The organism is Caulobacter sp. GW821-FHT11E11, from assembly GCF_058808315.1.
Genome location: NZ_JBXARO010000006.1, coordinates 266,315 through 289,096, shown reverse-complemented (window position 1 = coordinate 289,096; position 22,782 = coordinate 266,315). Strand labels below are relative to the sequence as shown.

General features: G+C 69.4%; 14 protein-coding genes. 9 read left to right on the top strand and 5 right to left on the bottom strand.

Annotation, left to right across the window (positions count from 1 at the left end; all coding sequences use genetic code 11):
- The first annotated feature begins 194 nt into the window (after window positions 1-194).
- The 3 genes from AC1RR5_RS16770 to AC1RR5_RS16760 all read left to right on the top strand — a co-directional run bounded on the left by AC1RR5_RS16770 (window position 195) and on the right by AC1RR5_RS16760 (window position 6,063).
- Window positions 195-1,535: a dicarboxylate/amino acid:cation symporter gene (locus AC1RR5_RS16770; protein WP_492923110.1), complete on the top strand. Its 1,341-nt coding sequence runs from the start codon at window positions 195-197 to the stop codon at window positions 1,533-1,535.
- A 56-nt stretch (window positions 1,536-1,591) separates the two neighbouring features.
- Window positions 1,592-4,657: a TonB-dependent receptor domain-containing protein gene (locus tag AC1RR5_RS16765; RefSeq protein ID WP_492923108.1), complete on the top strand. Its 3,066-nt coding sequence runs from the start codon at window positions 1,592-1,594 to the stop codon at window positions 4,655-4,657.
- 74 nt (window positions 4,658-4,731) lie between these two features.
- Window positions 4,732-6,063, top strand: coding sequence for an alpha/beta hydrolase (locus tag AC1RR5_RS16760; RefSeq protein WP_492923106.1), 1,332 nt, complete (start codon window positions 4,732-4,734; stop codon window positions 6,061-6,063).
- Here the strand turns inward: AC1RR5_RS16760 and AC1RR5_RS16755 are convergent.
- The gene (locus AC1RR5_RS16755; protein ID WP_492923104.1) at window positions 6,060-6,707 is read right to left on the bottom strand and encodes a response regulator transcription factor; all 648 of its coding nucleotides are present in this window, start codon (window positions 6,705-6,707) and stop codon (window positions 6,060-6,062) included. The genes AC1RR5_RS16760 and AC1RR5_RS16755 overlap by 4 nt on opposite strands.
- Window positions 6,708-7,104: 397 nt before the next feature.
- Between AC1RR5_RS16755 and AC1RR5_RS16750 the strand changes: the two genes are divergently transcribed.
- The 5 genes from AC1RR5_RS16750 (at window position 7,105) to AC1RR5_RS16730 (ending at window position 15,354) form a co-directional block, all read left to right on the top strand.
- Window positions 7,105-8,160 (top strand): hypothetical protein, encoded by a 1,056-nt coding sequence (locus AC1RR5_RS16750; RefSeq protein WP_492923102.1) that lies wholly within the window; start codon window positions 7,105-7,107, stop codon window positions 8,158-8,160.
- Window positions 8,157-8,624, top strand: a complete 468-nt coding sequence (locus AC1RR5_RS16745; protein ID WP_492923100.1) for a hypothetical protein — start codon at window positions 8,157-8,159, stop codon at window positions 8,622-8,624. Before AC1RR5_RS16750 ends, AC1RR5_RS16745 begins: the two co-directional genes overlap by 4 nt.
- A gap of 32 nt (window positions 8,625-8,656) precedes the next feature.
- Complete coding sequence (locus AC1RR5_RS16740; protein WP_492923098.1) at window positions 8,657-9,730, top strand: hypothetical protein; 1,074 nt, start codon at window positions 8,657-8,659, stop codon at window positions 9,728-9,730.
- An 88-nt stretch (window positions 9,731-9,818) separates the two neighbouring features.
- Window positions 9,819-14,828 carry a hypothetical protein gene (locus AC1RR5_RS16735; RefSeq protein WP_492923096.1) on the top strand — a complete coding sequence of 1,670 codons (5,010 nt, stop codon included), beginning with the start codon at window positions 9,819-9,821 and terminating at the stop codon, window positions 14,826-14,828.
- A gap of 37 nt (window positions 14,829-14,865) precedes the next feature.
- Window positions 14,866-15,354 carry a GAF domain-containing protein gene (locus tag AC1RR5_RS16730; protein WP_492923094.1) on the top strand — a complete coding sequence of 163 codons (489 nt, stop codon included), beginning with the start codon at window positions 14,866-14,868 and terminating at the stop codon, window positions 15,352-15,354.
- Here the strand turns inward: AC1RR5_RS16730 and AC1RR5_RS16725 are convergent.
- The 3 genes from AC1RR5_RS16725 to AC1RR5_RS16715 all read right to left on the bottom strand — a co-directional run bounded on the left by AC1RR5_RS16725 (window position 15,351) and on the right by AC1RR5_RS16715 (window position 19,366).
- Window positions 15,351-17,582 (bottom strand): PAS domain S-box protein, encoded by a 2,232-nt coding sequence (locus tag AC1RR5_RS16725; protein ID WP_492923092.1) that lies wholly within the window; start codon window positions 17,580-17,582, stop codon window positions 15,351-15,353. The two genes, AC1RR5_RS16730 and AC1RR5_RS16725, sit on opposite strands and share 4 nt — an antisense overlap.
- Window positions 17,583-17,657: 75 nt before the next feature.
- Complete coding sequence (locus AC1RR5_RS16720; protein ID WP_492923090.1) at window positions 17,658-18,590, bottom strand: alpha/beta fold hydrolase; 933 nt, start codon at window positions 18,588-18,590, stop codon at window positions 17,658-17,660.
- Window positions 18,591-18,736: 146 nt separating this feature from the next.
- Window positions 18,737-19,366, bottom strand: coding sequence for an FMN-binding negative transcriptional regulator (locus AC1RR5_RS16715; protein ID WP_492923088.1), 630 nt, complete (start codon window positions 19,364-19,366; stop codon window positions 18,737-18,739).
- 192 nt (window positions 19,367-19,558) lie between these two features.
- Here AC1RR5_RS16715 and pdxR point away from each other — a divergent pair, with 192 nt between their 5' ends.
- Complete coding sequence (pdxR, locus tag AC1RR5_RS16710) at window positions 19,559-21,037, top strand: MocR-like pyridoxine biosynthesis transcription factor PdxR (RefSeq protein ID WP_492923087.1); 1,479 nt, start codon at window positions 19,559-19,561, stop codon at window positions 21,035-21,037.
- Here pdxR and AC1RR5_RS16705 read toward each other — a convergent pair.
- Window positions 21,034-22,695 carry an amidohydrolase gene (locus AC1RR5_RS16705; RefSeq protein ID WP_492923085.1) on the bottom strand — a complete coding sequence of 554 codons (1,662 nt, stop codon included), beginning with the start codon at window positions 22,693-22,695 and terminating at the stop codon, window positions 21,034-21,036. The genes pdxR and AC1RR5_RS16705 overlap by 4 nt on opposite strands.
- Window positions 22,696-22,782 lie beyond the last annotated feature (87 nt).

Genomic DNA, 22,782 nt, shown 5'->3' with positions numbered 1-22,782 from the left:
GCGTGGGGTTTTTCGCCGGGCGTGGATCGCCCTGGCTAGCCTTCGCGCGGGAAAACTCTAGATAAATCAACGTTTGAACGCTTTTCTCGAGGCCGCTTGCGTGGGGTCCTTCCGCCTAGGATCGTCTATCCAAGCGCCTCGGCAAAGGGGCGCGGGGTGGAAACGCGGCCTTCGGGCCAGGCCAAGAGGCGACTGTGCAGACGATCCAACCGGCCGCCGCGCGGCCTCCCGAACGACCCAAGCCGTTCTATCGTCACCTGTACTTCCAGGTGCTGCTCGCCATCGTCCTGGGCGGCGCCATCGGCCACTACCATCCCGCCTTTGGTGAATCCCTGAAGCCGCTGGGCGACGCCTTCATCAAGCTGGTGAAGATGGTCATCGCCCCGGTGATCTTCCTGACCGTGGTCACCGGCATCGCCGGCATGCGCGACCTGGAGAAGGTCGGCCGGGTGGCGATCAAGGCGCTGCTGTATTTCCTGGTGTTCTCGACGCTGGCCTTGGTCGTGGGCCTGATCGTCGCCAACGTCGTCCAGCCGGGCGCGGGCATGAACATCGATCCCGCCACCCTGAAGACCGACAAGGTCGCAGAGTACGCCGCCAAGGCGCACGACCAGTCGATCGTCGGCTTCCTGATGCATATCATCCCGACCACGGTGGTCGGCGCCTTCGCCGAGGGCGAGATCCTGCAGGTGCTGCTGATCTCCATCCTGTTCGGCCTGTCGCTGACCCTTGTCGGCGAGCCCGCCCGTCCGGTCGTCGACTTCCTGGAGCTGGTGGCTCAGGCCTTCTTCAAGTTCGTGCACATCGTGATGAAGGCCGCCCCGATCGGCGCTTTCGGGGCCTTCGCCTTCACGATCGGCAAGTACGGCATCGCCTCGGTCGCCAACCTGGCCATGCTGGTCGGCACCTTCTACCTGACCTCGGCGCTGTTCGTGGTCGTGGTGCTGGGCGCGGTCGGGCTCTTCAACGGCTTCTCGATCTTCAGCCTCATCCGCTATCTGAAGGCCGAGCTGCTGCTGGTCCTTGGCACCAGCTCGTCGGAAGCCGCGCTGCCCAGCCTGATCGAAAAGCTGGAAAAGGCCGGTTGCCCGAAGTCGGTCGTCGGCCTGGTCGTCCCGCTGGGCTACTCGTTCAATCTGGACGGCACCAACATCTACATGACCCTGGCGGCGCTGTTCATCGCCCAGGCCACGGGCGTGCACCTGTCGTGGGAAGAGCAGGCCCTGCTGCTGGGCGTAGCCATGCTGAGCTCCAAGGGCGCGGCTGGCGTAACGGGCGCCGGCTTCATCACCCTGGCCGCCACCCTGTCGGTCGTCCCCTCGGTCCCGGTGGCCGGCATGGCGCTGATCCTGGGCGTCGACCGCTTCATGTCCGAGTGCCGGGCCCTGACCAACTTCACCGGCAACGCGGTGGCGGCGATTGTCGTCTCGCGCTGGGAAAAAGGCCTGGACGTCGCCGCCTTCAAGTCGGCCCTGAACCCGAAGAAACACCCGCCGGCCGCCGGCGGCGCCATCCCGGACCCCGCGCGTCCCTAAGGGACGCCGGCCTCCATCCACCAAACTGACAACAAGAAAACATTGGGGAGCTAATCGTGACGAACCAAACCCTCCGCGGCTATCGCCGCCGTCTCGCCCAAGGCGCGGCTCTGGCCACGCTGCTGATCGCCACCGGCGCGGCCGCCCAGGAAGCCGCCACCGAAACCAAGGTCGAGGAAATCGTCGTCGTCGGCAGCCAGATCAAGGGCGCCAAGACCACGGCCGCCCTGCCGGTCACCGTGCTGGACAACAACCAGATCGCCGCCACCGGCGCGGTGTCAGGCGATGACCTGTTCCGCTCGATCCCGGCGATGGGCGATGTCTTCATCAACCCCAGCAACGCGGCCCAGACCAGCAACTCCACGCGCGGCGACGTCAACTCGATCAACCTGCGCAGCCTGGGCGTCGGCAACACCCTGGTGCTGCTGAACGGCCGCCGCCTGGTCTCGCACCCGACCAGCCAGTCGTCGGGCACCGTGCCGCTGCTGGGCTACAACGCCAACGCCATCCCGACCTCGAACCTGGAGCGCCTGGAAGTCCTGCGCGACGGCGCGGCCGCCATCTATGGCGCGGACGCCGTGGCCGGTGTGGTCAACACCGTGCTGCAGAGCGACTTCGACGGCCTGACGGTCGACGCCCAGTACGGCTGGGCCGAGGGCACGCACCGCAAGGAATACTCGAGCAACATCTTCGCCGGCCGCAACTTCGCCGAAGGCCGGGGCAACATCTCGCTGAACGGCAACTTCACCTGGCGCACAGCCCAGCGCCCCAGCGACCGGCCCTATACCGCGACCCAGGACCTGCGCTCGCTGTTCGCCGGCTATCCGGACTACGCCGCCAGCGCCGCTCCGGACAACCGTGGCAACCAGAACTCGTTCTCCAACTTCACGGTGTTCGGCGGTCCGGGGATCATCCGCCAGGGCACGACGGCCCTGACCACGGCGGCGGGGGCGACCCACGTCCAGCCCAACACCATCGCCGGCTGCGCCACCCAGATCGGCAACGGCCTGTGCCTGGGGACCGGCAACCTGGCCACCGGCAGCACCGCCAACGCCTATCGCTACAACGCCGTGCAGAACGACGCGACGACGGTCGCGCCCGAGATCGAGCGCCAGAACCTGTTCCTGAACGGCCACTACGACATCAGCGACACCCTGACGGCGTACGGCGAAGTCGGCTTCTACCACGCCACGTCGGAAGGCCTGACGACCCAGGGCACCAGCCTGGTGGCCATCGGCGTGCCGGCCAGCAACTACTGGAACCCCTTCGGTCCGGTGACCTTCGCTAACGGCACGGTCAATCCCAACCGCCTGCCGGGCCTGACCAACGTGCCGGCCGCCGGCCTGCCGGTGACCTTCACCAACTACCGCTTCAACGACCTGGGCCCGAGCAAGGTCGAGGTCGAGAACTATCAGACCCGCTTCCTGGGCGGCCTGAAGGGCGAGAAGTGGGGCTGGAGCTGGGACTCGGCGCTGCTGTACTCCAAGGCCGACGCCAAGGACGAAAGCGACGGCATCGACAGCAAGAAGCTGGCCGCCTCGCTGGCCCTGTCGACCCCCGACGCCTACAACCCTTTCAACGGCGGCTGCCTGGACGGCACGGGCGGTCGTGACTGCACGCCCAGCTCGAAGGCCGCGCTGGACGCCATCCGCTTCCGCCTGAAGCGCCATTCGACCACCACCCTGACCCTGGCCGACTTCAAGGTTTCGAAGCCGGACCTGCTGACCATCTGGTCGGGTGATGTCGGCGTCGCCGCCGGCGTCGAGTTCCGCCACGAGACGCAAGAAGACCGCCGCGACCCGCAGCTGGACGGCCGCACGCCGTTCACCGATCCGGTCACTGGCCTGACGTCCAACAGCAACGTCACCGGCGTCAACGACACGCCCAGCACCAAGGGCTCGCGCGATGTGGGCTCGGCCTTCGTCGAGTTCGCCCTGCCGCTGGTCTCGCCGGACATGAACATCCCGCTGGTCCGTCGCATCGACGTCCAGCTGGCTGGCCGTTTCGAGAACTACAGCGACTTCGGCTCGGTCGCGAAGCCCAAGGTGGCCTTCGCCTGGGACGTGGTCGACGGCGTTCGCTTCCGTGGCTCGTGGCAGCAGGGCTTCCGCGCCCCGAACCTGGAGACCACCAACCCCTTCAGCTACTCGCGGACCAACACGGTCACCGACTACTACCGCTGCGAGGCCGACCTGCGCGCCCGCCGCATCGCCACCTTCAGCGCCTGTAGCCGCGGCGTGGGCATCCGCTTCACCACGGCCGGCAACCCGAACCTGAAGGCCGAAGAGAGCGAGAGCTATTCCGTCGGCATGGTGCTGCAGCCGACCTTCATCCCCGAGCAGTTCGGCCGCTTCACGATCACGGTCGATCGCTGGCAGATCAAGCAGGAGGGCATCGTCGGCACGCTGGGCTCGACCAACATCGCGGTGCAAGACTACCTGGCCCGCCTGACCGGCTCGATCAACACCAACGTCATCCGTGCGGCCCCGACGGTGGACGACGTCGCCTTCTTCAACGGAACGGGCCTGACCCCGGTCGGCCAGATTCTGGAGATCCGCGACCAGTTCAAGAACCTGCAGCCCCAGACCGTCAGCGGCATCGACTTCGGCCTGAACTGGACCCTGCGCACCGACAACCTCGGCCGCTTCAGCGCCAATATCGACGGCACCTACATGGACAAGTTCTCGCAAGAGCTTGCCCCGCCGATCGCCGAGCTGTTCGCCGCCCGCGGCGCCGGCACGATCAACCCCGCCACCCCGCTGACCGATCCGGGCGACCTGCTCAAGCGTAACGGCAAGCCGAAGTGGAAGTGGAGCGGCACGGGCACCTGGCGCGGCGGTCCGGTCCAGATCGGCGCCTCGGTGATCTACACCGGCGCAGTGCTGGACACCGACCTGCTGTCGACGGTGGGCGAACCCTGGCGCGTGAAGCCGCTGACCACGGTCAACCTCTACGCCCAGTATCGCTTCGAGCAGAAGGGTTGGGCCAACGACACCCGCATCCGGGTGGGCGCGCGCAACATCTTCGACAAGGATCCGCCGCTGTCGTCGGGTGGGTTCATCGGCTCACTCTACAACCCCTATGCCCGCTACTGGTACATGAGCGTCAGCAAGTCGTTCTGACGTTCATTCCGGCCGGCCGCTCCTTCCTCCCCCGGAGCGGCCGGTCCCTCTTGTTTCGCGTGATGAGGTCTCTGGTGAAGAAGCTTTCCTCCGCTGTCCTGGGTCTGGGCCTCGCCCTGGCCGCGTCCGCCGCCCATGCGGAAGCGCCCAAGGAGAAGACCTGTCCGGAAGGCCTGCCCGCCGAGACGAAGTGCCTGGCCGGCCAGGACCAGAACGGCGCCTACTACTGGATCGCCATTCCCAAGGCCTGGAATGGTGCGCTGGTGCTGCACACCCACGGTGGCCCGCGCCTGAAGACGCCCAAGCCCGACGATGCGGTCGAGGACCTGCAACGCTTCGCCGTCACCGTGGCCGAGGGTTATGCCTGGGCGGGCTCGAACTATCGCCGCGAAGGCTACGGCGTCCGCTCGGCCGCCGAGGACAGCGACAATCTGCGCAAGCTGTTCTGGGATGCGTACGGCCGGCCCAAGCGCACGGTGCTGCACGGCCAGTCGTGGGGTGGCAATGTAGCTGCCAAGACCGCCGAGCTGTACGGCAAGGACGCCGACGGCAAGCTGATCTATGACGGCGTCATCCTGACCAGCGGCGTCGTCTCGGGCGGCACGCGGGCCTACGACTTCCGCGCCGACCTGCGGGCCGTCTACCAGTTCTACTGTGGCAATCACCCGGCCAAGGACGAGGTCCAGTACCCGCTGTGGCAGGGCCAGCCGGTCGGCTCGAAACTGACCAACAAGCAGTTGGACGAGCGCCTGAACGCCTGCACCGGTTTCAACCTGCCGGCCGACCAGCGGACGCCTGAGCAGAAGCGCAAGCTGGCCAACATCCTGGCGGTGACCAAGATCCCCGAGCGGACCCTGGACAACCACCTGGCGTGGGCGACCTTCACCTTCGCCGACATGGTCAACAAGCGCCTGGGCGGGGCCAACCCGTTCACGAACGTGGGCGTGGTCTACAAAGGCTCCGACGACGACAAGGCGCTGAACAAGGGCGTGCCGCGCTTCAAGGCCGATCCAGTGGGCGTGCAGCGCCTGGCCGAGGACAGCGACCTAACCGGCCAGCTCTTGGTCCCGACCCTGACCATGCACGCCATAGACGACCCGACGGCTTTCGTCGAGCTGGAGCAGGTGTTCCATGACACCGTCGCCAAGGCCGGCAAGAGCGACCTGCTGGTCCAGTCGTTTACCGACGAGCATGAGCACTCCAAGCTGGCCACGCCGGAATATGCCGCCCTGCTGCGGGCCATGGACGCCTGGATCGGGCAGGGGACCAGGCCCAGCCCCGCCAGCCTGGCCGCCGGCTGCGCCGAGGCCGTGAAGACCTATGGCGAGGCCTGCCACTTCCAGGTCGACTACAAGGTTCCGGCGCTCTCGACCCGTAGCTATCCGCGCAAGAAGCCCGGCCTCTAGGCCGCGACGGCGAAGCCGGCGGTCAGCAGGGGCTGCAGGGCCAGCATGGCCTGGGTGCGGTTGTGGACGCCCAGCTTGCGGAAGATGGCCGTCAGGTGCGCCTTGATCGCCGCCTCTGAGACGTTGAAGTCGGCGGCGACCTGCTTGTTCAGGCGGCCGTCGGCGATGTTCAGCAGCACCTTCAGCTGGGTCGAGGTCAGGGCCTCCAGCCGCTTGCGCATGGCCGCCAGGTCGTGATGCGCGCTGTTCGCGCCGCTCAACTGCGGGAAGACGCGTTCACCGGCGACGACCTGGTTCAAGCGGTCGGCCAGCTCAGCCATGCCGGCGGACTTGTGCAGATAGGAGGCCGCGCCCAGGGCGTTGCTGTGGCTGATGATCTGGTCGTCATCGCGCGAGGCGAAGACGACGATCGGCGCATGCGGCAGGCGCTGCTGCACGCTGACCAGGGCCGACAGGCCGGTGGTGTTGGCCAGGCACGGATCCATGATCACGAGGTCGATCGTCGCCCCAAAGCGACAGGCGCCGTCGAGGGCGGAAACATCCCCGACCTCGATGGTGTGGACCTTGGGCCAGACCGCCAGGGCGACCCTGCGAAGGGCCTCCAGCATCAGTGGATGGCTGTCTATCAATAGGACGCGCTTCACGCGTGTCTCCGCAAATCGCATCAATCACCAAGAGCATGCGATCGCAACGCGTCCGTGTCCTCGCGCCAAGTGTCGCATCGGGGCGACGACGTTCGCCGAGCGTGACTATTGTAAAGTCCGCGCGAAGCCTTCCCTGGCAGGCGTTTGCGCGATTTTTCAAGAGCTTGAGCGCGATAGCTCAGCCGGAGCATTGGCTGCGAAAACGATTGCGACAGGACGCCGCAGGGTTGTGGTGGAGTCCAAGCTCAAAGTTGGCGATACGCATTTTCGGGCGAGTGAAAAGCGGGCGCTCGCACTAGACGATAGTCTACAGGTTGGCCGTCTGTTCCCAATTGGTAAGGTCTGATTAGCCGTCCGAGCGCGGATGTGGGGCTCCACTTCGAGTTCCGCGCCACCCATGTTCCGTCTTCACACCCTGTTCGCCAGCCGACGCACCGCCTTGAGCGGCGCGGCCGCCTGCGCGCTGGTGTCGGTCGGCCTGGCGGCGATCCCCTCGCTGTCCCACGCCCAGACGATGACGGCGTCGGGTACGATGATCGACAACGTCGCGGCGCTGGGCTTCACAGACACCAAGGCCGGCCCCGTCACGCTGCCGTCCAACAAGGTCTCCCTGCAGGTGCAGGAGATCCTGGACGTCTCGGTCGAGGTGTTAACCCCGGAGCTGGAGGTCGAGGCCGACACCAGCAACCAGCGACTGGGCTTCCGGATCCGCAACCTGGGCAACGGGCATCAGGCTTTCGACCTGTCGCTGTCGGTGATGGACGGGGACTTCGACCCGCAGGCCTGCGCCATCTGGGTGGACTGGGACGGCGATGGTCACCTGGACACCACCCGCGACAAGCTCTCGACCGTCACGCCGGTGCTGGCCCCCGGCCAAGCCGTGGTCGCCTGGGTGTCGTGCAACATCCCGGAGGCTCGCGCCGGCGCCTGGGCCCGCATCCTGCTGCGCGCCTGGCCGTCGGTGCTGCGCAACGGCACGACCGAAGCGATCATGTCCACGGCCGGCAACGGCGGCGTCTATGTCGTGATGGGTCCCACTCTGCGCGGCGGCAATGGCGGCGGCACGGGCGGTGGAACCGGCGGCGGGACCACCTTCGCCACCTACCGCGTCGGCAAGGTCAACGCCCAGCTGATCAAGAGCCAGTCGGTCTTGGACGCGGCCGGCGGGACGCGCGCCAGCCCCGGCTCGATCGTCACCTACAGCCTGGAAGCCCGCTTCGGCGCCGGCGCCGGTGCGCGCCAGGTCAAGATCTCGGACGCCATTCCGGCCGGCTCGACCTACGTGGCCGGCAGCCTGACCGTCGACGGCGCGCCGCTCAGCGACGCCGACGACGGCGACGCGGGCCGCTTCGCCGCCGGCGCCGTCGAGGTCGCCCTGGGCGATGTCGACGCCAAGACCAGCCGGTTCGTCACCTTCAAAGTTCGCATCGACCCCCTCGGGAGCCCTTCATGACCAAGACCCTTCTGCTGGCCCTCATGGCCGCAGGCCTGCTGGCCCACGCTCCCGCCCAGGCGCGTCAAGCCAGCCTGACCTCCGCCGTCTTCAAGGAAGTCGAGAGCCGGGGCCCCGACGGCCGCGCGACCGTGGCCCTGAAGCCCGCCGCGCGCGTCACGCCCGGCGACCAGGTCGTCTACGTCCTGACCTACCACAACGGCGGCGACAAGCCGGCCGAGGGCGTGGTCGTCACCAACCCGCTGCCCGCGAACCTGACCTATGCGGGTCCCGCGGACGCCTTGCCGCCCCAGGCCTCGATCGACGGCCAGACCTTCGGGCCGCTGGCCACGCTGACCAAGACCAGCGCCGGCGTGACCGCCAAGGCCGTCGCCGCCGACGTCACCGCTCTCCGCTGGACCCTCGCTCAACCCGTCCCGGCGGGCGGCGAGGTCAAGCTGTCGTTCCGCGCGCGCCTGAAGTGACGCGCTCCTCCCCCTTCGAAAAGGAAAACCCCGTGAAGAACTCATGTCGTAGATTCTGGCTGGCGGGGGCGTCAGCGATCGCCGTCGGCCTCTGGAGCCAGGCCGCCCTGGCGGCCACCGGCACCCAGGCCGGTGTCAGCGTCACCAACACCGCCTCGGTCTCGTACTCCGTCGGCGGCGTCAGCCAGACGCCGGTGGCCTCGAACGCCGCCTCGTTCGTGGTCGACCGGAAGGCCAATGTGATGGTCGCCGAAGTCGGCGGCGCGGCGACGACCGTGGCGTTCGGTCAGACCAACCAGGTCACCACCTTCACCGTGACCAACACGACCAACGCGACCCAGGACTTCCGCCTGTTCGCCACGAACATCGGCCTGGGCGGCACGACCCAGCTGGGCCACACCGACAACTTCGGCATCACCAACATCCGGGTGTTCGTCGACGTCAACGGCAACGGCGCCTATGACTCCGGCGCCGATACGGCGACCTATATCGACGAACTGGCGCCGGATCAGACCAAGACCGTCTTCGTCGTCGCCGATATCCCGGCTTCTGGCCCGGCCAGCGGCATTTCGGGCGTTCAGCTGACCGCCGTCGTCGCCACCGGCGGCGTCGCCACGTCGCTGGGCGCGGATCTGACCCAGACGATTCTGGGCGATGACCCCAACCAGGTCGACACCGTCTTCGCCGACGCCGCCGGCTATGCCGACCTGCTGCGTGACGCCCGCTTCAGCGCCGGCGACGAATACGCCATCGCCGCCGCGACGGCCGAGGTGACCAAGACCGCCTGGATCGTCAGCGACCCGATGAACGGCCTCCTGTTGCCCAAGGCCATTCCGGGCGCGGTCGTCGAGTACTGCATCGCGGTCAAGAACATCGGCTCGAACCCGCTGACCAGCGTCGGCGTCACCGACAACATCCCGACCAACACGACCTACCTGGCCAGCAGCACCTATGTCGGCGGCAGCGTCGCTCTGGGCGCCTGCGTCCAGGACGGGGCTCAGGCCACGGACGGCAACGTGTTCAACGGCACGCGCATCGCCACCTCGATCGCCAGCATCGCGGTCGGAGCGACGGTGACGACGCGCTTCCGCGTCACGCTGAACTAGCGCCGACAGGCAGAAAGAGACGATCCGACCGGGCGGCCTCGCGCCGCCCGGAACGGTCCCGCACGCCCGCATGAAGCTTCTCGCCCGCATGAGACTCGCGCTGACAGGCCTGGCGATCGCCGCCGGGTTCTGCGCGCCTGCGCATGCGCGGCAGACCGCCGTCATCTCCAACACCGCGCGACTGTCGTACGCTGGCGGGACGGGGACGACCGGCGTCGATTCCAACACCACCACCTTGACCGTGACGACCTCGAAGGCGCCGGCGATCCGGCTGCTGCGCATGGCCGTCGGGGCCGAGGGCACGCCGCGCGACGTCAGCACCACCCAATGCCTAGTCGAGGGCAAGGGCTACGTCTCGCCCGACACGTCAAGCGGCGCCGGTTTCGATCCTACGGCTGTCAAGCTGCGCCCCGCGACCTCGTTCCACGCCGGCGAGCCGGTCTTCATCTTCATCTCCGCGCCTGACGCCAACCGCGATCCGAACGCGCGCGACATGATGGCCATCACCATCAAGACCTCGCTGGGCGACAAGGAGACGATCAAGGTCTGGGAGACCGCGGCCAACAATGGCCGGTTCCTGGGCTACATCCCGGTCACCGACACCACGCCGACCAGCTTCGACTGCCAGATCTCGGCCCCGCGCGGCAACAAGCTCGACGTCACGGTGGCCGACTTCTACGACGGCACGTCCGCGACCGCCCAGGCGCTGATCGATCCGTACGGCTACGTCTTCGACTCCCGCACCGGCAAGGCGATCGACGGGGCCCGCGTGACCCTGGTCGACCAGACGACCGGCGCGCCCGCCAAGGTGTTCGGCGACGACGGCGTCAGCGTCTATCCGTCGACGGTGATCAGCGGCCATGACGTCGTCGACGCCGGCGGCGCGGTCTATCAGTTCGCGCCCGGGCAGTACCGTTTCCCGCTCACGGCTTCTGGCCGCTACACCCTGTTCGTCGAGCCGCCCGACGGCTACTCCGCCCCATCCTCGGCGACCGAAAAGGCCCTGGCCAAGCTGACCGCGCCGGATGGCGACGGTTTCGTCATTTCGCCGGCCTCCTGGGGCGCGGCGTTCGACCTCGTCAACGCCGACCCGCTGCAGGTCGACATCCCGCTGGACAGCGGCAAGCTGCCCATCGTCGTTCGCCACTTCGTCAGCGGCCTGTCCCTGGAGAAGTCCGCGTCGGTCCAGAAGGGCTCGTTCGGCGACCTGGTGGGCTACACCCTGTCGATCCGCAACCTGGGCGCGGCGCGGACCATCAACACGGTCGAGGTCAAGGACACCCTGCCGCGTGGATTCCGATATGTGACGAATTCGTCGCGTCGTGACGGCGCACCGATTTCCAACCCTGTTCTCAGTCCGGACGGCCGGACCCTGACCTACGTCCTCGGCACGCTGGGACCGGCGGCGGCGGCCAAGATCACCTATGTCGTCGCGATCGGGCCCGACGCGCCAGTCGGGGTCGCGATCAACCGCGCCATCGCCACGGGCGCGCTGGGCGCGTCCAGCGGCGAGGCCGAGGCGCGCGTGCGCGTCACGCCGCCGCTGATGGCCGACGCCGGCACGATCGTCGGACGCGTCACCGAAGGCGCCTGCGCCAGGCGGCGCGAGGACGGCCGCCTGGGCGTGCCCGGCGTGCGCCTGGTCATGGAGGACGGCACCTATGTCGTCTCCGATCGCGACGGCCTGTTCCATTTCGAGGGCGTGAAGCCGGGCATTCACGTCGTGCAGCTGGACGCCGGGGCCTTGCCGGCCGGGCTGGAGGCCGTGGCCTGCGGTCGCGACACCCGCATCGCCGGCCGCGCCTTCTCGCAGTTCGTGGAGATCCGTGAAGGCGCGCTGCAGCGGGTGGAATTCCGCCTGCGCCGCGTGGCCGTCGAGACCAAGGCTCCGACCGTCGCCGAGCCGCCGCCCGAGGACGCCCCGGCGGGGACGATCGACTGGTTCGCGGGCCAGGAGCCCGGCGAGGGCTTCGTGTTCCCGACCGAGGGCCACAACCCGGTCGCGCCGGTCATCCGCGTGGCCGTCAAGCACGGGCCGGGCAACCGCGTGGCCCTGACCATCAACGGCGCGCCCGTCGACCCGCTGGCCCGCGATGGCGTCGAGACCAGCGCTGACGCGACCATGGCCGTGTCGCTGTGGCGCGGCGTGCCGCTGGTCGAAGGCTCCAACGTCCTGGTGGCGACCGTCACCAACGGCCGCGGCGACGTCCTGGCCGAGCTCAAGCGCGAGGTCGCCTACGCCAACACCCCGGCCAAGGCCGCGCTGGTCACCGAAGTCTCGCGCCTGACCGCCGACGGCCTGGACGGCCCGGTCGTCGCCGTGCGTTTCACCGACCGCTTCGGTCACCCCGTCCGTCCCGGCACGATGGGGACGGTCGAGGTCGCCGAGCCCTATGCGATTGCGCCGGACATCCAGTCGGACCTGCGGGTCGCGGGCGAGGCCGGACGGGCCTCGACCTGGCGGGTGACCGGTGAGGACGGCGTGGCCCTGATCGCCCTGGCCCCCACCACCAAGGCCGGTTCGGCGACCCTGCGCTTCAAGCTGCCGGGCCTGGACCAGGCCGCCCCGACCGAGGTCCGCGCCTGGCTCAGTGCGGCGCGCCAGGACTGGATCGTGGTCGGCTTCGCGGCCGGCACAGCGGGTTACAACACCCTGTCGCGCCACGCCGCGCCGCTGGCCCGCGCCGATCGCGACAAGACCATGGTCGACGGTCAACTGGCCTTCTACGCCAAGGGCCGCGTCCGCGGCTCGTGGCTGCTGACCCTGGCCTATGACAGCAAGAGCTCGCCCGATCCGGAACGCGGCCTGACCTATGGCGTCGACCCTGACCGCTACTACACCGTCTATGGCGACGGCTCGGGCCAGGCCTATGACGCCGCCAGCCAGCGCAAGCTGTATGTCCGCCTGGAGCGCAAGGCGTTCTACGCCCTGTTCGGCGACTTCCAGACCGGCTTCGACGCCACGCGCCTGGGCCGCTCGGACCGTGCGCTGAACGGCCTGAAGTTCGAGCGCCAGGGTCGGGTGGTCAGCGTCTCGGGTTTCGCTGCCGACACCGAGCAGGACCACGTGCGCGACGAGCTGCCGGGTTCGGGCCTGGCCAGCCTGTACCAGCTGTCGCGCCGGGACATCGTGCCCAACACCGAGACCATCACGATCGAGACCCGCGACCGCCTGCGGGCCGAGCGGGTGCTGAGCGCCCGTCCAATGACCCGTTATGTCGATTACGACATCGACTACACGACCGGCGCGGTGACCTTCCGCGACCCGATCGCCAGCCGCGACGCCGACCTGAACCCCAATGTCATCGTCGCCAACTACGAGATCCTGGGCAGCGGCGAGAAGAACACCGAGATCGGCGCGCGCGTCTCGGCCGACCTGCTGAAAGGCAAGGCCCGCGTCGGCGTCACCTATCTGCATGGCCGGCCGGGCGCGGCGCGCAGCGACACCGACCTGGTGGCCGCGGACCTGATCCTGCGCCCCCGCGCCGACACCGAGGTGCGCCTGGAGGCCGCCACCAGCCAGTCGGTCCAGGCCGGCCGCCAGGACGCCTGGATCGCCGAGGTCGAGCACCACTCGGCCCGCGTCGACGTCCTGGGTTATGCCCGCCAGGCCGACAAGGCCTTCGGCATGGGTCAGCAGAGCCTGGCCGAGCTGGGCGCGCGCAAGATCGGCGTCGACGGCAAGGCTCGCCTGACCCAGCGCCTGTCGCTGAACGTCTCGGCCTATCACGAGACCTATCTGGACAGCGGCGACGTCCGCGACGTGGTCGACGCCCGCCTGGACTACCAGGCCGGCGCCCTGCGCCTGGGCGCGGGCGTCAAGTCGGCGCACGACACGCCGGAGAAGGGTGAGGCGGTGCGGTCGGACCTGCTGACCCTGACGGCCGGCCGCGAATTCCTGAACCGCCGCCTGCAATTGACGGCTTCGTCGGATTTCGCCCTGGGCGACGCCGAGAGCCTGGACTTCCCGGTCCGCCGCCGCGTCGGCGCGACCTTCACGGTGCGCGAGGGCCTGCGCGTGCTGGCCAGCCGCGAGATCATCGAAGGCAAGGACTACAAGGCGGCCGTCACCGGCGGCGGCGTCGAGATCGCCCCGTGGAAGGGCGCGCGCCTGACTAGCGCCCTGAACCGCCAGGACCTGTCGGCCTTCGGCCCGCGCACCTTCGCCCAGCTGGGCCTGGCCCAGAGCATCCAGCTGAAGGGCGGCTGGACCCTGGACGCCTCGATCGACTCCGCCAGCACCCTGGCGGGCAAGGCGCCCGAGCCGAACACCGTCGCCACCCAAGCGACCGGCGCGGCCCTGGCCACCGAAGACTTCACCGCCGTCAGCCTGGGCGCGGCCTATCGCACCGATGGCTGGAGCGCCAATGGCCGGGTCGAGGCCCGCCGCGGCGACGTCGCCGACAGCTGGGCGGTGCGCGGCGCCTATCTGCGGCAGCTGCGCGAGGGCGTCACCGCCGCCCTGACCGTCCGCGCCGACGAGACCAAGGCCAAGACCGGCGCCATCTCGCGCGGGGCCGAGGTCGCCGGTTCGGTGGCCTGGCGTCCGCTCGACAGCCGCTGGTCGGTGCTGGACAAGCTGGAGGTCCGCCGCGAGGAGGCCCATGGCGTCGTGCAGGGGCAGGGGACCGCCGGCTACGGCGCCACCGCCCGCGGCGCCGGCGTCACCGCCAAGGTCATCAACAACCTGGCGGTCAATTTCGAGAGCGATCGCGGCGATCACACGCCCGGCGCGGTGCAGGCCAGCCTCTATCACGGCGCCAAGCTGGTGCGCGGCCGCTTCGAGGGCGAGGCGCGGACCAACCTGGTGCAGGTGATCGGCGCCGAGGCCCGCCTGGACCTGACCCGCAAGATCGACCTGGGCGTGAACCTGTCGCTGCGCCATGCCGGCAAGAACGGCGGCACGGCCTACGCCATCGGCCCGTCAGTCGGGATCTCGCCGGCCGAGAACACCTGGGTCAGCGTCGGCTGGAACGCCGTCGGCTACCACGATCCCGACTTCGCCGCCGCCGGCTACAGCCGCCAGGGCTTCTACGTCACGGCGCGGGTGAAGTTCAACCAGAACACCTTCGGCGGCCTGCTGGGCGCGCGCCGGTGACACCAACAGCGACAACAGGAGGAAACGGCGCGTGCGAATGCTGACCCAAACCGACCATGAGGAGCTGCTGCGGCTGGCGGCGCTGGTGCGCACCTCGGTGCTCGACACGTCGCGCGATCCCGAGTTCGACCGGATCGCGGAAGCCGCCAAGACCCTGTTCGGCGCGACGGCCGGCATGGTCACCTTCGTCGGCCAGGACCGCCAGTTCTACAAGGGCCGGGCCGGTGTCGACATCGCCGAGACGCCGCGCGACGTCTCGTTCTGCAGCCACTGCATCGCCTATCGTAGCCTGCTGTGGATCGAGGACACGCGCGAGGATCCGCGGGTGTTCGACAACCCGTTCGTGATCGGCGCGCCGCACATCCGCTTCTATGCCGGCGCGCCCGTCCGCGACGCCGACGGCTGGCTGCTGGGCACGGTCTGCGTCGTCGACCTCAAGCCCCGGCCGTTCGACCAGATCCTGTCGGCGGCGCTGGCGTCCCTGGCCGAGGTGGTGTCGGCGCGTCTCGCGACCCTGCCGGCCTAGGCGACAGCGGCGGTGATCTCGCAGACGAGGCCTTCGGGCTCGAAGGCCAGGACGCAGCTGCCGCCAACCTCGGGACCGACGCCGCGCTCCAGCAGGCGCGTGCCGAAGCCCCGGCGCTTGGGTCGCTTCACCGGCGGGCCGCCGGCTTCGCGCCAGGTCAGGACCAGCTTGTCCGCCGAGACCTCCCAGGCGACGTCCACCACACCCTCGGGCGAGGACCAGGCCCCGTACTTCAGCGCGTTGGTCGCCAGTTCCTGCAACGCCATGGCCAGACCCAGCGCGGTCTGCGGCGTCAGGCGCACATGCGGGCCGGCGACCCGCAGTCGCTCGGCCGGACCCGGCAGGTAGGGACGGGCGGCGACGTCGACGATCTCGGCCAGGTCGGCCGCTTCCCAGTTCTGGCGCGTCAGCACGTCGTGGGCGCGCGACAGGGCCAGGAGGCGGCCCTCGATCGCCGTCTGCACCGACGCGTCGGCCCCGCCGTTGCGCAGGGTCTGGAAGGTGATCGACTGCACGGTGGTCAGGGTGTTCTTGACCCGGTGGTTCAGCTCGTTGATCAGCAGGCCCTGCTGCTGGGCCCAGCGCTTTTCCTGGGTGATGTCGCGCACCACGCGCACGGCGTAGGCCGGCCGCCCGTCGCCGCCCTCGACCCGCGAGGAGCGCAACTCGACCCAGGCCGTCTCGCCGTCGGCGCGGATGAAGGCCTTCTCGATCGCATAGGTCTCGAGCTGGCCCGCCATCTGCTGGGCGAAGAGGTTGCGTTCGTCACCCTGGCCCTCGGTCGGGCAGTCGTCCCAGATGCTTCGGGACAGCAGAGTGCGGCGGTCGCGGCCGGTGATGGCGCACAGCGCCTCGTTGACCTTGCGGATCCGGCCGTCGTGGTCGACCTCGGCGATGCCGACCGGCGCGTGCTCGTAGGTGGCGCGCAGGCGCTGGTCCTGGTCGGCCAGGCGCTGGCGGGCGGTGACCTGCTCGGTCATGTCGCGCAACGAGGCGGTGAAGTGCAAGCCGTCGTCCAGCCGCGCCACATTGATGGAGAGCTCGGCCGGGAATGGGACGCCGTCTGCGCGCTGGACCTGCAGCTCCAGGCGCTGGCCCAGAACGGCCGCGCGCCCTCCGGCGGCCAGGCTGGCCAGGCGGCGGCGATGGCTATCGCGCTGGTCCGGCGGGATGATCAGTTCGGTCAGGTCGCGCCCGACGGCCTCGGCCTTGGTCAGCCGGAACATCCGCTCGGCCTCGCGGTTCCAGTCGACGACCCGGCCGTCGGTGGCGGTGGTGACGATGGCGTCCAAGGCGGCGTCGAAGACGGCGGCCTTGGTGGTCTGGGCGCGGGCGAGGGCGGCCTGGTGGCGGCTCTCGTCGGCGGCGGCGGCCAGCAGCAGCAGGGCGCCGGCCGTGACGGCGATGAAGTCCTGGGCGTAGAAGGCCCGGCTGGGCGCGCCGCCGATCAGCTCGGCCAGGGGGCCAGCGCCGATGCCGACGCTGATCAGGGTGGCTACCGACGCGCCGAGCATGGCCAGGGTGATCCCGCGCACCCGGAAGGCGATCGCCACCCAGGCCAGGACCGGCAGCAGATGCCAGGTCCGCAGCGGCAGCGGCGTCAGGTCCAGGAAGATCACCAGGGCCGCGCCCGTCGCGATGGCCACGGCGAACAGCAGTCGCCACGAGAACAGGCTGGGCTCGACGAAGATCCGCGACCAGACCAAGATCAGCGGGGTGAACAGCAGCGCGCCGGTGGTGTAGCCCAGGAACCAGGTCACACCGGCCAGCGGCGCCTGGGCAAGCGGACTGACGCCGCTGAGCACCAGGACGCCGACGCCGGGCGCGACCGAGATCACCGCGCCGACCAGCGACACGCCGATCAGCGCCATGACGTCGCGCACCCGCGCCAGGTCCGGATCCAGCCGCATGCGGGCCTTGATCACAGCGACGGGGAGGGCGGCGCTGACGGCGCTGGCCAGGGCGATCACCAGGTCGGCCCAGAACGGCGGGGCGCTGCCGACGATCACGGCGGCGGCCAGCCGGCCGACCAGGATGGCCGGCCATAGCCGCACCCCGCCCAGGAACATGGCCGCGAAGGCCAGGCCCGAGGCCGGCCAGACCGCCGTGCTGGCCCCGCGATAGACGCCCCAGTTCAGGCCGGCCAGGGCCAGGACCGCGTAGCCGATCGCCAGCAGGATCAGCGCCCGCGCATCCGATCGTCTAGGCAGGAAGTCGGTGGCGGTCACTCGGCGCTCATCGCGGTTGGGCGGCGGTCACCATGCCATGCGGCCGGATTCGCGCATGCCCAAATCGTCCCCGCATCAGGGTTTGGGCGAGGCCGGCGTCTTGATCTGCACCAGCACCTCGCGGATCGCGGCCACGACGACGGCCGGCTGGCTGGCCTGGATGTAGTGGGTCGAGTTGGGCACGCTGATGTTCCGTCCGCGGCTGGATCGCGCGGCCAGCGCCTGGTGTCCGCGCTTGACCACGTCCTCGACGGATTGGTTGAAGGCGTCCGAGGCGCCGGGCGTCGGTGGGAACTGGTCACGTGTCAGCACCACCAGCGGCAGGTCGCCCCAGGTCTTTTGCGGACCCTTGTCCTCGTCGACATGGACATATTCCGAGGCCACCGTCGTCCATCGCTCGGGGCGCTGGTACACGGGCAGCATCCGCGCGGCCTCGTCGGCGGTGTAGTAGGGCAGCTTGGCGGCGAAGCAGTTCTGCGGGGCGTCCAGCGTCATCCGGCCCTGGCGCGCTGCGTCTTCGCAGTTGGCCCACTTCGCCAGGACCTTGGTGCGCAGGCCGTCGAACAGGGCCTGATCGGTCGGCGACAGGCCCAGGTCGTCCTGGCCGTAGAAGCCCGGATCGACCAGGACCATGCCCGCGACCTGGGCGGGGAACCGCTCGTAGTAGTAGGGGACGTAGCGTCCGCCGATCGAGTGGCCCACCAGCACCACCGGCTGGCGCTCGCCGACCTTGCGCAGCAGGGCGTGCAGGTCGTCGGTGACGGCGCGGGGTGAGCGGGGCTGGTCGGAGGCGTCGCTGGCCCCATAACCCGCACGGTCATAGAAGCAGGCGCGGGTCATGGCGCTGACCTCGGTCTGAATGCGTTGCCAGTCCAGGATCGTGCCGCCCAGGGCCTGCTCGAAGACGACGGTCGGCGAGCCCTTGCCGATACAGACCATGTTCAGTCGCCGGCCATGGCCGATGTCGATCAGGTGTTTCTCGAGCAGCGCCGGGCTGCCCCGCGACATCTTCGGGACCGCCTCTTGCGCGAGTAGCGCGCCAGGCCAGAGCGACAACAGCGCCAGAACACAAAGACCAAAGCCGCGCATCAAGCCCTCCCAGCTGCGGATCAAGCTGAGCATTGGCGGCGGGCAAGACTTTTCGATGGCGGGCCTCAAGGCAGCCGGTGGCCGTTCATCCGGCGCATCCAGCGGGTCAGGTTCGGATCGGGGTGGCCGGCCAGGATTTCGCAGAGCGACTGGTCGGTTTCGTCCTGGCCCAGCTTGAACTTGGACGTCAGGCCGGTGACCTCGGCTTCGAAGGCGATGATCGCCTGCTCCATGGCGTCGTAGCGCGGGCCCACGTCGCGGGGCCGCCAGCCGGTCTGGTCGCCGGCGTCCATGGCGCGGGTCAGGCGGTCCAGCGCCTCGTGCCCCAGGTCGGGGCGGAAGCGGATCGTCGCCTCGATCCGGACCTTGGCGTAGTTCCAGGTCGGGGCCCAGGTCTTGTTGGAGACCAGGCCCGGCGAGACATAGCCCTGCGGGCCGGTGAACAGCAGCACCGCGCGCGGCTGGGCCTCCAGCGCGGCGTAGAGCGGGTTGCGCTTGGCCATATGGCCCAGCAGCGAGACGACCCGGTCCTCGGCGTCGGTGTCGGCCAGCATCGGCAGCAGGGTCGCGACCTGGGCGGCGTGGTCGTCGCGCGGGGCCACCCAGGCCAGCGGGAACTCGCGGATCAGGTCGAGCACGTCATTGGAGCCGCCCTGGTAGGGATCTTTGGCGCCGGACGGCGTCGACTCGGTCATGCATGGGCCTCGCGGTCTTCTAGGCCGACCCCCGGCCGACGCTGCTTTCCTGAGCACAATCGGGAACGGGCTGGCGCCGAACAAGCACCAAGACTGACAGGGGCACGGGTCCAGCCGGTGGATTGCCGTGGCGCTGGCCTCAGGGCATGTTGGACCCATAAGAGCAAGACTTTCGCGTACAGGGAGGGGCCAATGGCGCGCCCATGGAACATGGCGCTGGGCGAGGTGATCGACGCCTCCAAGCCCATGCCGCTGTATCTGCAGATCGTCCACGGCCTGATCCACGAGGTCGAGCGCGGCCGACTGGCCTCGGGCGCCTACCTGCCCAGCAGCCGGGGCCTGGCCACGATGCTGGGCGTCAACCGCAAGACCGTGGTGCTGGCCTATGAGGACCTGATCGCCCAGGGCTGGCTGACCTCGCACGGCACGCGCGGGACCATGGTCTCCGAGGTGCTGCCCAAGTCCGCGCCGGCCCGTGCGTCCCAGCCCGAGATCGCGGTCGAGACCGTCGACGCGAAAGCCCCGGCCTATGCCTTCAACCCGCCGCCGGCCCGGCCGCTGGCCCTGCCCAGCGACACCCGCACCCGCCTGGACGAGGGCTCGCCGGACAGCCGGCTGTTTCCCGAGGAAGTGCTGGGCCGCGCCTATCGCTCGGCGATCCAGCGGGCGGCGCGCCACAACCGCATGCTCTATGGCGACCCGCGCGGCTCGGCGGGCTTGCGCGAGGGCATCGCCGAGATGCTGCGCACCGAGCGCGGCCTGGCGGTGGGGGCGGAGAACATCTGCATCACGCGCGGCAGCCAGAACGCCATCTTCCTGGCGGCCCGCACCCTGATCGCGCCGGGCGACACCGTGCTGGTCGAGGCCCTGACCTACGAGCCGGCCGTCGCCGCCTTCCGCGCCTGCGGGGCCAAGGTCGAGGCCGTGGGGCTGGACGATCAGGGCGTCGATGTCGAGGACGTCGAGCGAAAGTGCCGGGAAGGCGGCGTGAAGGCCATCTTCCTGACCCCGCACCACCAGTTCCCCACCACCGTGGCCCTGCGGCCCGAGCGTCGCCTGCGCCTTTTGCTGCTGGCCCGACAGTTCAACTTCGCGATCATCGAGGACGACTACGACCACGAGTTCCATTTCGAGTCGCAGCCGCTGCTGCCGATCGCCAGCTACGCGCCGTCGTACGTGATCTATGCCGGCTCGCTGTCCAAGCTGCTGCTGCCGGCCTTGCGGATCGGCTACATCGCCGCGCCCAAGGCCTTCATCGACGCGGTGGCGCACACGGTGTCGCTGACCGACGGCATGGGCAACATGTTGACCGAGGACGCCGCCGCCGAGCTGATCGAGAGCGGCGAGCTGCGTCGCCACGCCCGCAAGGCGACCCAGGTCTATGCGGCCCGGCGGCTGGCCTTCGCCCAGGCCGTGACCGAGGCGTTCGGCGACCGCGTGCGGTTCAAGACCCCCGACGGCGGCCTGGCCTTCTGGCTGACCTTTCCCGACGAGGGCGATCTGGATCGGATCGAGGCGCGTGGGCCAGAGCTGGGCGTGCGCCTGGCCTCGTCCCGCTCGTTCGCCACGCGCGAGGACGCCGGCCGGGGCTTGCGCATCGGCTTCGCCAGCCTTCGCGAGGAGGAGTCGCGCAAGGCGCTACTCACCCTCGCGAAAGCGGCGGGGATCTAGGCCGAGTACCGCGCCTTGCCGCCCACGAAGGTGTGCAGGACCTTCACGTCCGGGATCTTCAGCGGGTCGATCGTGGTCAGGTCGGCGTCCATCACCGTCAGGTCGGCATAGTAGCCAGGCGCGATCTTGCCCGTGCGGTCGTCCATGAACCCGGCGAAGGCGTTGTTGAGCGTGTAGGCGGTCAGGGCCTGCTCGATGCTGACCTTCTGCTCGGGCAGCCAGCCGTTCGGATTGGCGCCGTCGATCGTCCGGCGGGTCACCGCGCCGTAGACGCCGGTCAGCGGGTCCAGCGGGGCCACCGGCCAGTCCGACCCGAAGGTCACGGTCGCGCCCGCGTCCATCAGCGACTTGAAGGCGTAGGTGCCCTTCAGCCGCTCGGCGCCAATGCGCTTGATGGCCCAGCGGCCGTCGTCGATGGCGTGATAGGGCTGGACCGAGGCGATCACCTTCTGCTGGGCGAAGCGCGGGATGGCGGCGGCGCTCAGGTGCTGGGCGTGCTCGATACGGAAGCGGCGATCCTTGACGCCGTTGGTCTTCTCGACGTCGCGATAGATGTCCAGCACGTCGTCATTGGCCTGGTCGCCGATGGCGTGGGTGGTGATGTGCAGGCCCTTGGCGTCGGCGGCTGTGATCCATTCGCGCAGATTGGCCAGGGTGGTGACCCGCACGCCGGTCTGGTCGGGCGCGTCGTCATAGTGGTCGTGGAACACGGCCGTGCGCGAGCCCAGCGAGCCGTCGGCCAGGGCCTTCAGGCCGCCCCAGCGCACCCAGTCGTCGCCCTTGCCTTCCTTGGCGACGATGGCCGCCATCTTCTCCCAGTCGGGCAGGGGGACGAAGGCGTAGAAGCGCATGTCCGTCTCGCCCTTGGCCCGCAGGCGGCGCAGCGACTCGTAGGTGCGCCAGTCCAGCTCCGGATTGTGGATCTGGGCCACGCCCTTGCTGAGACCGTGGGCGATGCCCTGGCGCATGATGGCGTCGGTCTCGGCGTCGCTCATCGGTGGAATGACACGCTCGACCAGAACCTTGGCGTTGTCCTTGACCACGCCGGTCGGCTCGCCATTGGCGTCGCGGACGATGACGCCGCCCGGCGGATCGGGCGTGTCGCGGGTGATGCCCGCCAGCTTCATCGCCACTTTGTTGAGCAGATAGAGGTGCAAATCCGTGCGCGGCACCGCGACCGGCGTGTCGGGCGTCACCGCGTCGATCCACTCATGGGTGGGAAGGGCGCCGCCCAGGCGCTGCTCGTCCCACGAGCCGCCCAGGATCCACTTGCCTGGCCGGGCCTTGGCCACCGCGCCGATGCGGGCGGCGAAGTCGGTGCGGTCGGTGGCGCTGAGCAGGTCAGCCTGCGACAGGGTCGTCGAGCCGATCAGGAAGTGGGTGTGATTGTCGGTGAAGGCCGGCGTCAGGAACGCGCCCTTCAGGTCGATGACCTTGGTCTTCGGGGTCACCAGCGCCTTGACCTGATCCGCGCCGACGGCCGCGATCCGCTCGCCCACGATGCCCACGGCCGACGGGTGTGAAGCGCCCGCGCCGGGCGTCCAGACCCGCGCATTGATCAGGGCCACGTCCAGGCCGCGCTCGGCCGCCAGCGCCTGCCACGGCGTCAGCATCATGAGGCCCGCGCTCGCGCGGATAAGGCTGCGTCGATCGATCATGGACCCCTCGTCGTCTCTTTCACTTGGGCCAGCCTGAGCGCTTCACTCAGGGGCCGGAACATCCAATCCGTGTCCGGGCAGGGGTCC

What these genes read in the sequence shown, in the direction of transcription:
- AC1RR5_RS16750 (WP_492923102.1), top strand. Translation starts at nt 7,105, where the DNA reads ATGTTCCGTCTTCACACCCTGTTCGCCAGCCGACGCACCGCCTTGAGC.
- AC1RR5_RS16745 (WP_492923100.1), top strand. Translation starts at nt 8,157, where the DNA reads ATGACCAAGACCCTTCTGCTGGCCCTCATGGCCGCAGGCCTGCTGGCC.
- AC1RR5_RS16735 (WP_492923096.1), top strand. Translation starts at nt 9,819, where the DNA reads ATGAGACTCGCGCTGACAGGCCTGGCGATCGCCGCCGGGTTCTGCGCG.
- AC1RR5_RS16730 (WP_492923094.1), top strand. Translation starts at nt 14,866, where the DNA reads ATGCTGACCCAAACCGACCATGAGGAGCTGCTGCGGCTGGCGGCGCTG.
- AC1RR5_RS16720 (WP_492923090.1), bottom strand. Translation starts at nt 18,590, where the DNA reads ATGTCGCGGGGCAGCCCGGCGCTGCTCGAGAAACACCTGATCGACATC.
- AC1RR5_RS16715 (WP_492923088.1), bottom strand. Translation starts at nt 19,366, where the DNA reads ATGACCGAGTCGACGCCGTCCGGCGCCAAAGATCCCTACCAGGGCGGC.
- pdxR (WP_492923087.1), top strand. Translation starts at nt 19,559, where the DNA reads ATGGCGCGCCCATGGAACATGGCGCTGGGCGAGGTGATCGACGCCTCC.
- AC1RR5_RS16705 (WP_492923085.1), bottom strand. Translation starts at nt 22,695, where the DNA reads ATGATCGATCGACGCAGCCTTATCCGCGCGAGCGCGGGCCTCATGATG.